This is a genomic window from Coleofasciculus chthonoplastes PCC 7420 (genome assembly GCF_000155555.1).
Classification (GTDB): domain Bacteria; phylum Cyanobacteriota; class Cyanobacteriia; order Cyanobacteriales; family Coleofasciculaceae; genus Coleofasciculus; species Coleofasciculus chthonoplastes_A.
On sequence record NZ_DS989858.1, the window covers coordinates 67,918 to 83,703 of the forward strand.

13 protein-coding genes and 3 pseudogenes are annotated in these 15,786 nt (G+C 44.0%); 11 read left to right on the forward strand and 5 right to left on the reverse strand.

Annotated features, from left to right (window positions below; genetic code table 11):
- Window positions 1–61: 61 nt before the first annotated feature.
- The 4 genes from MC7420_RS23085 to MC7420_RS23100 all read left to right on the forward strand — a co-directional run bounded on the left by MC7420_RS23085 (window position 62) and on the right by MC7420_RS23100 (window position 2,983).
- Window positions 62–1,414 (forward strand): MFS transporter, encoded by a 1,353-nt coding sequence (locus MC7420_RS23085; protein ID WP_006103397.1) that lies wholly within the window; start codon window positions 62–64, stop codon window positions 1,412–1,414.
- A 327-nt stretch (window positions 1,415–1,741) separates the two neighbouring features.
- Window positions 1,742–2,008, forward strand: coding sequence for a UPF0175 family protein (locus MC7420_RS23090; protein ID WP_006103353.1), 267 nt, complete (start codon window positions 1,742–1,744; stop codon window positions 2,006–2,008).
- Window positions 2,005–2,475, forward strand: coding sequence for a hypothetical protein (locus MC7420_RS23095; RefSeq protein WP_006103499.1), 471 nt, complete (start codon window positions 2,005–2,007; stop codon window positions 2,473–2,475). The genes MC7420_RS23090 and MC7420_RS23095 overlap by 4 nt, the downstream gene beginning before the upstream one ends.
- A gap of 82 nt (window positions 2,476–2,557) precedes the next feature.
- On the forward strand, window positions 2,558–2,983 hold the full coding sequence (locus tag MC7420_RS23100; RefSeq protein ID WP_006103509.1) for a hypothetical protein: 426 nt from the start codon (window positions 2,558–2,560) through the stop codon (window positions 2,981–2,983).
- Window positions 2,984–3,631: 648 nt separating this feature from the next.
- Here the strand turns inward: MC7420_RS23100 and MC7420_RS38410 are convergent.
- A pseudogene (locus tag MC7420_RS38410) lies at window positions 3,632–4,691 on the reverse strand (ISKra4 family transposase).
- Between the two features lie 306 nt (window positions 4,692–4,997).
- On the opposite strand from MC7420_RS38410, the pseudogene MC7420_RS40240 reads away from it, so the two are divergent.
- Both MC7420_RS40240 and MC7420_RS23120 read left to right on the forward strand, forming a co-directional pair.
- Window positions 4,998–5,126 (forward strand): annotated as a pseudogene (locus MC7420_RS40240) (CHAT domain-containing protein); the annotation flags it as partial.
- A gap of 155 nt (window positions 5,127–5,281) precedes the next feature.
- Window positions 5,282–6,726 (forward strand): IS5-like element ISMich1 family transposase gene (locus MC7420_RS23120; RefSeq protein ID WP_390434657.1). Its coding sequence is split into 2 segments (ribosomal slippage): window positions 5,282–5,722 and window positions 5,725–6,726, totalling 1,443 coding nucleotides; the frame shifts between segments, so codons are not numbered across the junction.
- Window positions 6,727–7,073: 347 nt separating this feature from the next.
- Here the strand turns inward: MC7420_RS23120 and MC7420_RS23125 are convergent.
- From MC7420_RS23125 to MC7420_RS41780, 3 genes are all read right to left on the reverse strand, one after another.
- On the reverse strand, window positions 7,074–7,409 hold the full coding sequence (locus tag MC7420_RS23125; protein ID WP_006103506.1) for a XisI protein: 336 nt from the start codon (window positions 7,407–7,409) through the stop codon (window positions 7,074–7,076).
- A gap of 254 nt (window positions 7,410–7,663) precedes the next feature.
- Window positions 7,664–8,752, reverse strand: a complete 1,089-nt coding sequence (locus MC7420_RS23130; RefSeq protein ID WP_006103495.1) for a hemolysin family protein — start codon at window positions 8,750–8,752, stop codon at window positions 7,664–7,666.
- 292 nt (window positions 8,753–9,044) lie between these two features.
- Window positions 9,045–9,185 carry a hypothetical protein gene (locus MC7420_RS41780; protein ID WP_044209156.1) on the reverse strand — a complete coding sequence of 47 codons (141 nt, stop codon included), beginning with the start codon at window positions 9,183–9,185 and terminating at the stop codon, window positions 9,045–9,047.
- A gap of 575 nt (window positions 9,186–9,760) precedes the next feature.
- Here MC7420_RS41780 and MC7420_RS23140 point away from each other — a divergent pair.
- Window positions 9,761–10,750 (forward strand): SGNH/GDSL hydrolase family protein, encoded by a 990-nt coding sequence (locus MC7420_RS23140; protein ID WP_006103389.1) that lies wholly within the window; start codon window positions 9,761–9,763, stop codon window positions 10,748–10,750.
- Between the two features lie 253 nt (window positions 10,751–11,003).
- On the opposite strand, the gene MC7420_RS23145 is transcribed toward MC7420_RS23140, so the two are convergent.
- Window positions 11,004–12,074, reverse strand: coding sequence for a Gfo/Idh/MocA family protein (locus tag MC7420_RS23145; protein ID WP_006103470.1), 1,071 nt, complete (start codon window positions 12,072–12,074; stop codon window positions 11,004–11,006).
- A 435-nt stretch (window positions 12,075–12,509) separates the two neighbouring features.
- Here MC7420_RS23145 and queC point away from each other — a divergent pair, with 435 nt between their 5' ends.
- The 4 genes and pseudogenes from queC to MC7420_RS23170 form a co-directional block, all read left to right on the forward strand.
- A complete protein-coding gene (gene queC / locus MC7420_RS23155; protein WP_006103429.1) occupies window positions 12,510–13,208 on the forward strand; it encodes a 7-cyano-7-deazaguanine synthase QueC in 699 nt (232 codons plus the stop codon).
- Window positions 13,209–13,488: 280 nt separating this feature from the next.
- Window positions 13,489–14,850 (forward strand): extracellular solute-binding protein, encoded by a 1,362-nt coding sequence (locus MC7420_RS23160; RefSeq protein WP_006103385.1) that lies wholly within the window; start codon window positions 13,489–13,491, stop codon window positions 14,848–14,850.
- Window positions 14,851–14,868: 18 nt separating this feature from the next.
- A complete protein-coding gene (locus MC7420_RS23165) occupies window positions 14,869–15,234 on the forward strand; it encodes a Lin0512 family protein (protein WP_006103413.1) in 366 nt (121 codons plus the stop codon).
- Between the two features lie 99 nt (window positions 15,235–15,333).
- Window positions 15,334–15,786: pseudogene (locus tag MC7420_RS23170) on the forward strand (Rieske 2Fe-2S domain-containing protein); the annotation flags it as partial.

The window sequence follows — 15,786 nt, forward strand, 5'->3', positions numbered from 1 at the left end:
TGATGAACCCGAACAGATGATGATGAGCGATCGCCGATTGTCGTCAGACAACTGATTTGTCATGAAAAAACAACCATTAAATTTTTGGCAGCTCTGGAATATGAGCGTTGGATTCTTCGGCATTCAATTTGGCTGGGGACTCCAAATGGCAAATATGAGCGCCATTTTCGAGTATCTGGGTGCCAATGCCCATCAAATCCCGATTCTCTGGTTAGCCGCCCCCCTGACAGGGTTAATCGTGCAGCCGATTATTGGCAATATGAGCGATAATACCTGGGGATCTCTGGGTAGGCGACGACCATATTTTTTAGTTGGGGCGATTTTGAGTACCCTGGCGCTGATTGCCATGCCTCATTCATCGGCATTGTGGATGGCAGCGGGATTACTCTGGATTCTAGATACCTCCGTCAACATTAGCATGGAACCGTTTCGGGCGTTTGTCGGGGATTTAGTGCCGAGAAACCAACGGACGATGGGATTTGCCATGCAGAGTCTGTTTATTGGCTTAGGCGCAGTGAGTGCGTCAGCATTACCCTGGATTTTAAATAACATCTTTCATATTCCTTCCCTCAGTAGCAATAAAGGGGCAATTCCCTTAACCGTGGAACTCTCCTTTTATATTGGTGCTGCCTTTTTCTTGGGTACGGTACTGTGGACAGTTTTATCCACAGAAGAATATCCACCCAAAAATCTAGAAGCCTTTGAGAAACAGCAAGAGAAAAAAGGCGGTGTAATTAATAGTATCCGCGAAGCCTGGATCGCGCTGCAAGAGATACCCCCGGTGATGAAACAATTAGCGTGGGTGCAGTGCTTTACTTGGTTAGGAATGTTCTGTTTCTTCCTATACTTTCCCCCCGCCGTCGCCTGGAATATTTTTGGGGCGACAAACCAGCAATCATTACTTTATAACGACGGGATTGAATGGGCAGGAATTTGCATTGCTTTCTATAATGCGGTGTGTTTTGGCGTCTCGTTGTTATTACCGAGAATGGCACAAATTACTAATCGCCAAATCACCCATAGTTTTTGTCTCCTCTGCGGGGGTGCCGGGTTTATGTCATTAATGGTGATTGACAATCAATATTGGCTATTCCTGGCGATGGTAGGCGTTGGTATTGCTTGGGCAAGTATTTTGACTCTGCCCTATTCGATGTTAATTGGCGGTTTACCTCCCAAGCGCACAGGTATTTTCATGGGCATTTTTAACTTCTTTATTGTCCTACCTCAGATTGCCGTATCCCTGGGGTTTGGTTGGGTGATGGATAACTTTCTGGATAATAATCGCCTCTTAGCCGTAGTGATTGGCGGTGTGTTTATGGTGATTGCGGCATTTTTGACCCAACGGGTAGAAACGATTCCCGCACAAGATTTACCGAAACCAGAAGTGCAGTTGTCAGAAGAAACAGCCGTTTAACCGTAGGGGCTTGGAAACCAAGCCCCTAGAACAGATATACCGTAGGGTGCGTTAGCGTAGCGTAACGCACCTTAACCAATAGATAAGGTGGTATTATTTAACTGAGAAAGGGGTCAAGTCTTCGGTTTTCTGGCTATCGGTTTGAGTCAGTCAATTTGGCTCAGTACCTAGACATAAATCAAAAGCATCGCATCACCGAATCAGGGACAATGTACCCTTCCTCAGCATCTCGCAAGGCGAGTAAGACGAATGACGAATGACGAATGACGATCCCTACCGTTAACTTTAATTATCCCTACCTACTTACACCGATTAGCTAAATAGAATATGCAAATCACCATTGAAATTCCTGATGAAATTGCCCAACGACTCGACCAAACAAAGGGGAGTCTCTCCCGTCGGCTGCTAGAATTTATTATTGCTGATGCTTACCACTGTGGCAAAATAAACACGGCTGAAGTGCGTCAAATACTCCAGTTACCATCTCGTCTTGAAACTCACGCCTTTTTGAAGCGGATGGGAGTTTATCTGAACTATGACGAATCTGAATTAGAACAGGATCTTCAAACTCTTAAGGAGTTCAGATCTAAATGATTGTTGTCTCTGACACTTCTCCAATTTGTTATTTGTTGCTAATTAACCAAATTGAAATATTACCAGTCCTGTACAATGTTGTCACGATTCCTCAGACTGTTGCGGATGAACTGAGTGCGTCTGAGTCACCTCCTGTAGTGAAACGTTGGATAACTCATCCTCCCAACTGGCTTCAGATACAGCTACTCAAAACTTCTCAAGGTATTGAACTGGAAAAACTTGATCCGGGTGAACGAGAGGCAATTTTACTAGCAGAAGAACTTAAAGCTAATCTGGTTATTTTGGATGATAAAGCAGCAAGACGAATTGCGTTGAAACGCGGATTAAGAATTATTGGACTTTTGGGTATTTTGAAAGATGCTGCTAGGTCTGGCTTACTAAATTTAGAGATAACTTTTGAACAGTTGCGAGAAGTGGGCTTTTGGGTTGCACCAAGTTTGTTGGAACGATTACTGACAGATGATTAAATCTTGCTCGCTGCTAATACCCAAGTTAAATGCGTGACAGCTTAACCCGCTCTCATATAGCCTCTCGTGGTTATTACCGAGAATGGCACAAATTACCAATCGCCAAATCACCCATAGTTTTTGTCTCCTCTGCGGGGGGGCAGGGTTTATGTCACTCATGGTGATTGACAATCAATATTGGCTATTCCTATCGATGGTAGGCGTTGGTATTGCTTGGGCAAGTATTTTGACTCTGCCCTATTCGATGTTAATTGGTGGTTTACCTCCCAAGCGCACGGGCATTTTCATGGGCATTTTTAACTTCTTTATTGTCCTCCCTCAGATTGCCGTATCCCTGGGGTTTGGTTGGGTGATGGATAACTTTCTGGATAATAATCGCCTTTTCGCAGTAGTGATTGGCGGTGTATTTATGGTGATTGCGGCATTTTTGACCCAACGGGTAGAAACGATTCCCGCACAAGATTTACCGAAACCAGAAGTGCAGTTGTCAGAAGAAACCGCCGTTTAACCGTAGGGTGCGTTAGCGTAGCGTAACGCACCTTAACCAATAGTCACGCCAGTAGGGTGCGTTAGCGTAGCGTAACGCACCATTTTAGGGTAGCGTAACGCACCATTGCCACCATATACAGCAGTTTGCTCTGCTATGCGGTACATTGTCGATCCCCCTAAATCCCCCTTAAAAAGGGGGACTTTGATCTACTTACTGTACTTTATTACAGCGCAAAGCGCTGTATAGCAGTAGACACATCGATTAGGACTTTCGGCACCATTGTTCCAGACGCGCCATGGCGCGTCTCTACATAAATGATGTGTCCTAACCGCTATGGCGGTTGCTATATAATGTACCTGTGTAAGTCTTGTTTAAATGGGAGCATGTCAGGTTTGCACGCGAGGAGCTGAAGGGGAGGAATGAAAACAACAGAAAAAGTTAGTCAAGAGTGTCTGTTAACTGATTCTTGATCTTTTGTTTTTTTTGGCGTTTTTGATTCAATCTGACACCCCAGCCAAGCACGAAGGAAAGGCTTATTGTTACCCTTCTAGTTTTTATAAGCACACAAAGATTGACGGCTTTAAAATTAACCATTACCCGGGAAGTCATCAAATATTTATGACTAGAATGTTTCTGTTTTTGGCAGCAAAAAAACGTGAAACAGCTTTAAATCATATTATTCAGATAAGCGCAGCGATGAGCTAAAATTTGAGGCACATTCTCCTGATTCCACTGCGCTCCACTAATTTTTGTGCGCCGATCAATTTGTTTGACGGCTGACTCGACTGCCCCCGATGCCACCGAGCAAATTTGTTCTGACGAATAATAGGAGTAATTAATAATGCGATAACGATGCTTTTTTATATAGTCACAAAAATTTCCAGCTTGCTTGGCGCTCAACCCAACAAATAATTCAATCGTTTCCTTAACTTTTCCTTTCCACAAAAGAGATTCGGCTTTCTTTAATCGTTTTTTAGAGCCACCAACTTTATACAGATTTTCTTTCAAATGAAACCAATCTAAAATCTCTCTTCGAGTCTTTGAGTCACCAATTTGATGGATAATCTTCCAAATCCCATCGTGTCCATCCCCAATGCAAGTAACTGGCGATGCTAATGGTTGTTCATTCACCCAGTTCACTAAACGCAAGAGAATCTTGAAAGAAAGCTTCTGTTACTTGTTCATGAATCCTTATACCTTTGTAATCTCGCCAGATACAAGGTTCAGATGGTGGTGTTCTTAAACGAATTTTTTCCCCATCCACGCTCAATTCTTGAATCGGTTTATCTTGAATGGGCAACTTGAATTCTTGTCGATGTACTATTCGCTGCTGCGTCTTGGATGAGATGTCAATTCCTGTCAAGTATTTGACATCCTTTGTGGTATTTTGATAAGAGACATTAGCGCTGACTATCAAACAACATTTTTCCAGATAGGGACTGATTTGTGTGTAAGGTTTAACTCCTAATCTTTTAGCTTGTTTGTCTGTCATCTGGAGTTCTCCTATCCAACTTTTCAATGTCCGGATTCTTCCGGCACGGATTCCAGTTGCTTGTTGGATAAAAAAAATCCGATTTGTGGACTGACATATTCGTTTACCTGATGATGTACAGTTGCTTCAATACTTTCTCGCGTCCTTACACTGCTCAGGTGATGTTTCTTCATAAAGGATTTGGGCAATCCCTTTGATATAATCTTTTAAAGCTTGCTCTTTTTCAGGTGTCATCGGAAAGTCAGATCTATGAGGATTGACGCTACAATCAACTCCTGACATGGCTTTTCGCTTCTTGACGCCTGGTGGCGCGATCACCAACCCATTAACTTGACGCTATAATCAACTCCTGACATGGCTTTTCGCTTCTTGACGCCTAGTGGCGCGATCACCAACCCATCAGCTTAACACTACCTACAATGAAGTCCCGACAAGGTTCGCCATTCAAGTTAACGGATACTCTCGGCTAACTTTTTCTGTTGTTTTCATTCCTCCCCTTCAGCTCCTCGCGTGCAAACCTGACATGCTCCCGAAGGACGTTCAATAGCGCTACAGCAAATCAAACGGCAGATGTTGAAGGATTCTAAGTATCAGCATCCTTATTATTGGGCAAGTTTCATCTTTTCCGGCAATTGGCGTCCGATGGAATTTCCGGCGACGAGTCACTAAGATTTGAAAACGCTCTATCCACCAGTTCTGTAAATAGGGCTTGCTGCACAAGACCGAAACCCTTAACCATCAATGCTTTGATCCGTATTTACAGTTGACTTGGTGCTCATGAATCTGGTAAAATTGCTCAAAATCCTTGCATCATGATCAGGTAGATGTACCGAAAAGTTGAGAACGCCCCCAGGGAAGCCGAAGATTTTGAACTACCATTTGAAGGAAAGTTATCACAGGATAACCGCTGGGTAATCATGGCTTCTTTAGTACCTTGGGAGGAATTTGAAGAAGAATATGCCCAAAATTTTTCTGCGGAAATGGGAGCGCCAGCGCTACCATTTAGGGTAGCACTGGGTTCATTAATAATCAAAGAAAAACTAGGAATAAGTGATAGAGAGACAGTCGAACAAATCAAAGAAAACCCTTACTTACAATACTTTATAGGTCAAAGGCATTACAGCAGCGAAGCTCCTTATGACTCATCACTATTGGCCAGATTCCGGGAAAGGATAAATGTGAATCTAGTCAACCGAATAAATGAGAAAATGGTGAAGAAAAGTCAATCAGAGACGGATGAAGAAGCTAAAAAAAAAGTGCCGAAATCCAAAGTCAAGAAAGAAGAGAGTCAGCCAATAAAGGACAACTAATAGTTGATGCAAGCTGTGTGCCAGGAGATATAAGTTATCCCAATGATTTGGGGATATTAAATAAAGCTAGGGTCAAAACCGAAAAAATAATAGACAGTCTATATGAACCCCTGAAGGATCAACTAAATAAAAAACCAAAAACTTATAGAAATAGAGCCAGAAAGAATTACTTAAAAGTAGCAAAGAAAAAGAGACAAACAAGAAAAGAAATAAGAAAAGCAATAAAAAAACAACTGCAATACATAAAGAGAAACTTGGGGAGTATAGACGCGCTAGTTAAGGCAGGGTCTAGTCTTGGGGCATTGAGTCGTACTGAATATAAGAGCCTGTTGGTAGTTAGCGAAATCTATCGTCAGCAAGAATGGATGTACAATAATAAAGTTCATAGAATTGAGCATAGAATAGTAAATGTGAGTCAAGCCCATATCCGTCCAATAGTTAGAGGCAAAGCGGGAGTTGCCGTAGAATTTGGAGCTAAAATATCGGCAAGTGTAAGAGATGGATACGTATTTTTAGACCGTATCAGTTGGGATAACTTTAATGAATCTGTCGATTTAAAAGCTCAAATAGAAGCTTATTATAACTACACAGGATTCTATCCAGAATCCGTTCATGTAGATAAAATCTATCGCAGTCGAGCCAATCGATCCTTCTGTAAAGAAAAAGGAATTAGAATCAGTGGCCCTCCCTTAGGAAGACCGAAAGCCAATGTCAGTCAAGAATTAAAGAAACAAGCTCAAGAAGACGAGAGAATTCGCAATAATATTGAAGGAAAATTTGGCATATCAAAACGTAGATATAGCCTAAGTCGCGTCATGGCTAAACTACCTCATACGTCCGAAACAGCTATTGCCATTACTTTCCTCGTCATGAATCTGTCTGCCCTGCTCAGGCAGGTTTTTTGTCTTTTTTATATATATTCCACAATCAAGTCTTTTTCGGCGTCAATTCATTATTAAACCTTATAATTAAGCGAATCGTTAACAACAATAACTTAAGTTCGCTGTCGTATTATATAACTACTTAATCCATCAGTTGTGTTTCTTCGACTTATTCAGCAGACCCTAAATAGACCTCTTTCCCCTTAAAAAGGACAAATGACAAATGACGATTTGCGCCATTAACTTTTCGGCGTGCCTACCAAATGATGCGTCCTAACCGCTATGGCGATTGCTATAACAGGGCGGGTTTTGTTGTTCAGTTTGAGGTTTGTCTACTCATTTAATCCCTAAACCCGCCCCTACATCTTTAGGGATGCGATCGCGTTTAAGATAGTAAGCAACCTCAACCTATTTTTGCCCAAAAATTACCCAACCGCAAACCCATCATACTGGCGCATTATGGGAGCATGATAAGCGAGTACAATATCGTGCTTAGGTACACCGAAGTCCACTAATTCATTCGCCACACCCACCTCTGTTCCATCATATTGAATCCAAATCTTACCATCAATAATATCAATATGGATCAGTGGACCAAACACTCGACGATATTGATTCCAGCCTGCATGAAAAACCTGATAGTGGTCATCTTGATGATCAAAGAATTTATAGACCTCAATTTCTCCATTGGCAGGTTTAACTTGACTATATTTTTCTAAAACTCGTTGAATCCAATCACGATATTGAGTTAACTTATCCATTGCACGATAACCTCTTGAATCGATGCATCAATAGTCCTAACTTTTCACGGGACATCACAAAACCTGAATATCGGGGCGGGTTTAGTCACATCTGGATGCAACCAAAGAGCTAGTTGTGAAACCCGCCCCTACACCTTTACACACCATATCTGACTAGAAAAAACGTTCAGTCAAAATCATTATATGCCGTGAAAAGTCAGCGAAATCGCCCTCAACCCTTTACGAATGACCAAGGACAAATGACAACTGACAACTTAGGTTCTAGAACGATTTGGAACCAGGCGATCGCTCTCATCGTAAATTTCACCCACCAGTTCCTCTAAAATGTCTTCTAATGTCACCAATCCCACCGTACCGCCGTATTCATCCACGATGATGGCAATATGAAAACGCTGTCGTAACATATCCTTGAGTAAATTCGCTACTCGATTGGTTTCTGGCACATAAATCGGTGGGTCCATCGCCGCCGTTACTGAAATATCCCCTTCTTCTGGTTGGGCGACTCTTAAATACTGAAGCGCTTTCTTCAGGTGAACGATGCCGACAATTTCATCTTTGGATTCTTCCTGAACCGGAATCCGAGAATATCCAGTTTCTAAACAAAAATTAACTAAATTTTGCAAGGTTTCCTCGTGGGAAATTGTCCGCATTTCAATTCGAGGTTTCACCACATCACGAGCGCTTAAATTATCTAACATCAATGCTTTACTCAACAATTGATGCTTATCCAAATCAAGAATGCCTTTCCCCCCTAACACCTCAATCATTAACTTCAGATCCCGTACCGATTCGCCCTCTTGGACAATCCCCCCCTGAAAAAAGCGAATCGCTGCCTGGGCAATGGTTTCCAAAAAAGAAATAATGCCAAAAAAGGATAAAAATCGCGAGAGCCAATAGATCGGGCGAACCACAGCCTGAAACACAGGCAAGACATTATTAATTGCCAAAGATTTGGGGGTAATTTCGCCAAAAATTAAGACAATAAACGTGACAATAGCTGTAGCGATTCCTAAGCCAGCATTTCCCAGCCACAAGGCAAACAGATTACTGGTGAGAATTGCTGAAAAATTATTGACTAAATTATTTCCCACCAGCAGCGTCGTAATAAAGCGCGATCGCTTCTCCAAAACCAGGCGAAAGATACCACTGGGATCACCTTGGTCTTTAATCAACGCTCTCAGTTTAAGATTATCTAATGCCGTGATTGCTGTCTCTGAACCCGAAAACATACCCGACAGCACGAACATCACAATCAATACGGCAATATCAAGCCAAACATTGCCCAAAAGAGGACCGATGTCTGACGTCGAAAGTAGATAAATCGGGATTGGTAAGGCGATCATGCTAAAATGGCGAAATTTTGGCGAAGGCTATCTTACCAAACCCTTAGGAGAAATCGGGAAGGAGGAATGGCACGAGGTAGAAGGCAGAAAGTTTTAAGTCGTCGGACAAAATAAAACAGCACTGTACTAAGTTGTGTAAACAAGCCGCAAACCCTTACAAAGGACATAGCTTGCTTCTCACTTGCTTCTCACTTGCTTCTCGCTTGCGCGAGTAGGACGAATGACGAGGGACGCTCAAGAGTAGGACTTGAGGTGATCCCTGTCCTACTCCTGCTGCCAAATGATTAAACAATTAACCCACATTGTAAGCCGTCTGTAATGCCCACCACAGTAGGAACGCAATACCCCCCAGAACTAACACCGTCGAAATCACGATCGCCAGAGGACTATCTGCTCCCTTAAACTTCATGATGCCACGATTTAGGTCTGACATATCCTGTTACACACTCCTATTCTGATTGAAGGGATTTCCCAACTTGAATATATCCTGCCTTGACGGTTTTGATCACACAATTTCATTTAGGGGTTGCTGAATAAGTGTTGGGGTGAGGCGAGGGAACAGGCAACAGGCAACAGTACCGTTGAACGAAAAATAGGGCGTTTCGGCTTTTAGAAGTTAGTTTGACCGAACCTAATTCTGTACGGTTTTTCCCCCTTGTCTTCTTTCCTTCCTTGTCCTCCTTGTCTTGTCCCAACCATAAAATAAAAAACCTACACCTGTCAGCCCCCTCGTTCCCCCCTTTTTCGATCCCCCTTCCGTCCCCCTTAAAAAGGGGGAGACTAAAGGATGCTTCGCTTTTTTTGCACGGGAGAGGGGGGCAAGAGCATCCGATCCTCCTTCTCCCCACAGTGGGAGAAGGGGTTAGGGGATGAGGGGGAAATGTTGATGAGTAGATAGACACGGTTTAAAACCTTGCCAGCATTGGTTTTCTCGCCTGTAGTTGACACGGATGGATAATATCGTGCCCCTACACCCTACTCAGGCTAAATTAGGGTGAATAGTGGTCATTGTCCATCAAAGGAGAGGATTGGGTGAAAGCGTTATTAATCATTCTCGGAGTCTTGCTGGGATTGGTGGTGATCGTAGAAATTGGCTTGCGTTTATTCTTTGGCTTGGGGAAACCGCCAATTTATATAGCCGATGAGCAAATTGGCTATTTATTAGCCCCCAACCAAAAAACGACTCGCATGGGTAATCGGATTGCCATTAACGCCTATTCCATGCGGAGTGATGCGATTACAGCCGAGCGATCGCCCTCTACGCTGCGGGTTTTACTACTAGGTGATTCTATCGTGAATGGCGGCTGGTGGACCGACCAAGACGAAACCCTTTCAGCGCAGCTTGCCACTCAATTGACACCGTTCAAGTCCCAGAATGCGTTTGAGCAAATCGAAGTTCTCAACGCCTCCGCCAACTCCTGGGGACCTCGGAATGAATTGGCATATCTGCAAAAGTTTGGCACGTTCAACGCCCAAGCTGTCGTCTTGGTGATTAATACCGATGATCTCTTTGCCACAGCCCCCACCCCGATCCCCGTGGGACGCGATCGCAATTACCCCAGTCATCGACCCCCGTTAGCCCTGATTGAGGCAATGAACCGTTTTTTGCCCTACGAATCTCCCCCCGAAATGGCGGCTGTCCGGGCGGAAAAAGGCGATCGCGTGGGGTTTAACTTAGATGCCATTGGTCACGCTTACAGGCTCTCTCAGGAGGCAGGGGCGGAGTTTCTGCTAGTCATGACCCCCCTATTACGAGAAATTGGCGAACCCGGACCCCGTGATTATGAAATCAAAGCCCGAAATCGCCTGAAAGGGTTTACCGAAGACCAGCAAATTCCCTATATCGACGGTTTACCCCTGTTCAACAACGCGCCAACCCCGGAAACCTGGTATCGGGATCACATCCATTTAAGTCCCCAGGGTAATCAGCAGGTGAGTGAAGTAATTGCGCGATCGCTTGAGCGTCATTTGTCAATAGTCAAAACCACAGACAAATGACACTAAAATAAGCCATTTGAAATCGCCGAAACCCGTATTATACCGTAGTGGCTTGACCCAGCTAATTTGGTGCAATAGATTGGGTTCGTAGTGAGGGAATCTCAGCCCTCTCCAGATAGGCGTTAGAGAACTAAAGTTCTCACTACAAACAAAATCCTATTTTAGGTGGGTCACACCAGTAGGGTGGGTTGAGCGCAGTCGAGCGGGTTGAGCGAAGTCGAAACCCACCAGCCTTAATTCAGTACCATTCCACTTAAGACACCGCAATCATTGGAGACTTGAATTCATGAGTCTCTCGGTCTAAATGATGCCAAACTTGACCATCCAAAGCCATCTGTTCAACCAAACTGGCTAAACGCAGGGCTTTCAGCGCCTGTTCACCGCCGACAGAGGGTTGATTGCCACCCCGCACGCAGTTGACAAAATGTTCTAACTCGGCGTAAAGCGGTTCGATATTACTGGTGTAAACCTTTTCAATTAACCCATCCTGGCGATAGAGAACCTGACCATAATCCGTCTGGCAATTTGCCGTTGTCTGCCGATGAATCAGAATTTCGTTATTGAGAAAATCGGCTTCTGTGAGGGAATTTTTACAATGGGCAGCAATGCGACGGATTTTACGATGGGTCACTTTACTTGAAGTAAGCGTTGCCACAATGCCATTGGCAAAGACTAAATTAGCCGTGACATAATCTAAATACCCCGACTCCGAGGCATGGCTACCACTAGCCGTCAATTGGATCACGGGCGCATCCGCTAATTCCATCAGCAGGTCAATATCGTGGATCATTAAATCCAGAACCACAGATACATCATTGGCTCTGTGGGAATAGGGACTCATGCGATGCGCCTCTAGTGCCAGCAATTTCTCCGTCTTCAGGACTTTGCTGAGTTCTTGAAAGGCGGGATTAAACCGTTCAATGTGACCCACTTGCAGAATACATTGATACTCAGCAGCAGCGTTGACTAGGGATTCTGCCTCAGCGATACTGGCAGCAATGGGTTTTTCGATTAAGGCATGAACCCCTGATCGCAAACAGGTCATTCCCACTTCATAATGTAGTCGGGTGGGTACGGCAATACAAACCGCATCCACATAAGGGAGTAAATCGCGATAATCCTCAAAGAAGCGGACACGGTATTTACTTGCCGTGTCCAAACCCCGTTCTACGTTAATGTCTGATACGCCTACCATTTCCACGTCTTTCAAAAGACTCAAAACGCGGGCATGATGCTGTCCCATGTTACCAACGCCAATCACGCCAATTCGGATTGGCTGCGGCAGGCTACGTTGGACATGAGTATCCAGATGTCTTTGATACATGCTATCTTGCACTCTTATATGCTCCTCCACCACGGGAACTAAGTCACTTTACTTATGTTGAGCCGCCTTAAACCATCCAGATAGTACCACAGCACCTTTAAATGTGAAGAATTCCAAAGATTGCCCCAATTTGCCAGATAACGGAAGTCTTTCGGACGGCTATTCTGTTTTCATTGTGGGTTTACGGTTACTTTAGGTGTAGGTAAATGTGTCAGTTTTTGGGTTGTCCATTTTGGGCAGAGGGGAAGAGGGGGAGCTGGGGGAGCTGGGGGAGCTGGGGGAGATGAGGAAGCTGGGGGAGCTGGGGGAGATGAGGAAGCTGGGGGAGCTGGAGGGGCGGGTTTTACCGCTAACGTTTGCTTTGCACCCTGATATAACTAAACCCGCCCCCACCTAACCGTTCAATTATCACAAATGACAAATGACAAATAACAGATGACGGGGGTAAAGATGTCGAAAGCTGTAGTTTTATTGTCCGGTGGATTGGATTCGTCTACAGTTCTCTATCAAGCTAAGGCAGAGGGCTATGAGTGTTATGCGATATCCTTTGATTATCAACAGCGACATCAACGGGAACTCGAATCCGCGATCGCAATTGCTAAAGGTGCAGGTGTCAAATACCATCAGGTGGTACGCTTTGACTTAAGCCAGTGGGGAGGTTCAGCCTTAACGGATGATACCCTTGATTTGCCCCAGACGCGATCGCTCCAGCAGATGTCCCAGAGTATTCCCATTACTTACGTCCCCGCACGTAATACCATTTTTCTCAGTTTTGGGCTATCCTACGCAGAAGCGATCGGGGCTACTGCCCTCTATCTGGGTGTTAATGCGTTAGATTATTCCGGTTACCCCGATTGCCGTCCTGATTATATCCAAGCCATGCAGGAAGTCTTTCGCCTAGGCACAAAACAGGGGCGCGAGGGAGAACCGATTCAAATTATCACCCCGCTAATTCAGCTAAAAAAAACAGAAATTATCGAGTTAGGCAATAAACTGGGAGTGCCTTGGCACGAAACTTGGTCTTGCTATGCTGGGGATGAGGTGGCTTGTGGTGTCTGTGATTCTTGTCGCTTACGGCTTGCTGCTTTTGCTGAACTCGGACTAAATGATCCCTTGTCTTATAAACCGTTGTGAGTTTTGACGATTCACGTCGTTTGATGGCATAGATTTTAGTTTTAAATTAATGGATTTATTTGAGTTATCTAAGCTGTTTGGCATTTAAACCTTAATGTTAATCATGATGAAATCATTGTTGTAGAGTGAGCATCTTGCTCACTGCATTGAGCATCTTGCTCACTGCATTGAGCATCTGATTCGCTACCCATTTTCAATTTAAATCCCTAACAGCTTATTGCTTAATTCATGATCACAAACCGTTCTGTTCACACGGACATTCTAGTCGTAGGTGGGTTTTATGAAAACTAAGCAGATTGTGAAAAGACTGGGGCAATTTATCCGACGACTTAATTCCCGTTCCATCTGGGTATTCGTTGCCGTTATCCAAGTTTTACTCTTAGTCCTCATCTATGTCTCCTGGCCCCCCACGAATTTAACCTTATTTGTTCCGGCGGATGAAGCCTCGGCTTGGCAGTCGTTAATCACGGATTTTCACCAACAATATCCCAAAATTCGGATTAATTTGAGAACGAGAACTAACCTAGCAGGTGACATAACCTATCGGCTGAAGGAGGATTTTGTTCGCGAGTGTCAAGCGGGAAATTCACTTTATGATTTAGTCTATACAGATATTATCTGGATGCCGGAGTTTGCTGCCAAGGGGTGTCTGGTTAATCTATATGAATGGACGGCTAAAGATACCCTCATAAACGAAGGATTTTTACCAAGTGCGATTGATGCAGGAGAATATAAGGGTAAGCTCTATCGGATGCCTTTGCGTTCAGATATTGGTCTCCTCTACTACCGCAAAAATTTACTGGGGAATACTCAGCCACCTGCCACCTTACAACAATTGACAGCCCTTGCTAAAAACTGGAAAAATCAAGGGAACTCTCAAGGCGTTTATTTATGGCAGGGATGGCGGTATGAAGGATTGGTGGCTACCTTTGTCGAGGTATTAGAAAGCTATAGCGGATTCTGGATTAAGCCGGAAAGTTTAGAGGTGGGATTGGATCAACCTGCGGCTGAACAAGCTGTCCAGTTTTTACTCAATACCATTCGAGATAATATTTCGTCGCCAGAAGTTATCTTATACAGCGAACAGGAATCATTGGAAACATTTAACCAAGATCAGAATACGATATTCCTGCGCCAGTGGCCCTATGTATGGAACCAATTTACTGATCCCGCTAATATCGGCGTACAAGTCTTGAATCTTTCAAGCAATTCAACTAATAATAGTTTACGCCCAAGTGCCTGTAATGGGAGTTGGGGTTTAGGCATAGCGAAGAATTCAAAACATCAAGATAAAGCCTGGAAAGCGATTCAATATTTTACCAGTCAAGCGGCTCAGAAAAAGTTGATTTTAGAGAAAGGATATTTACCCAGTCGAGAAGCGTTATTTGATGACCCAGAAATTACCGCTAAATATCCCTATTTACCGTCCTTGAAAGAGGCAGTCAAAAATTCAATATTGCGTCCTCCCCTTCCTCAGTATGATCAAGCCTCTTTTATCTTACAGAAATATCTGAGTAAATTAATTACCAGAACCGCCCTTGCTCAACGAGTTGATAATAATGAGATAACCAGGTTGATGCAGGAAGCCGCCGATGAAACGCGCCAACTGTTAAAGTTAGATCCGATCGCGGTTCAACGTTGAGGTAATCAAGAAAGCACTATGACTCGCAAACGCTTAATTATTGAAATGGGTATGGGGGTAGACCAACATGGACAAGAACCCACTGTAGCTGCATCTAGGGCTGTGCGGAATGCGATCGCGCATAACGCTTTACCCGGTGTCTGGGAAGTTGCGGGTTTGAGCGATCCCAATCAAATGATTGTAGAGGTGCAAGTCGCCGTACCTTATCCGGATCAAGTGCGACAGGAAGAGGTTCTCGCCGTGTTACCCTTTGGGCAAAAATCACTCACCATAAAATCCGGGGGAATGGTGGTTCAAGGTCGAGCCATTCCTGAACTCAATGATAAAAATGACGAAATGCTAATTGCTGTTGCCGCCGTTACCGTTTTCGTGGAAACTGAATAGTTGAGTTAACTCAATCAAAATTAGGGAGTGAATACCTCCACGAGTTACCAACTCAATTCAGAGTCATTCATAAAGATAATATTAATTATCTGTAGGGTTCAATGTCCTCATCGGTTAGCACCCTTAAGCGAAGGGCGTGTTGATGAAAAGACAGGGAACTTGGTATGCAGTTACCATGGTTGGCAATTTAATTCTCAAGGAATTTGTACTCATATTCCCCAAGCCGAAACTCCCCAAATTGTGACCAACAATCAAGATAATATCTGTGTACAAACTCTTCCCTGTTGCCAGGAAAATGATTTACTTTGGGTTTGGCTCGATGCCAATTCCCCAGAACTAGCGGCGGCTACTCCTCGCCCCCTATCGCCCCAAGTTGATGCCAGTAAAGGGTTTGTTTGGTCTTCGATGGTGCGTGACTTGGACTATGATTGGCAAACCTTAGTGGAAAATATTGCTGATCCTAGCCATGTTCCCTTTGCCCATCACGGTGTTCAGGGAAATCGGGATCAAGCCCAGCCCATTGCTATCGAAATTGTCCAATCAACTGCCAAT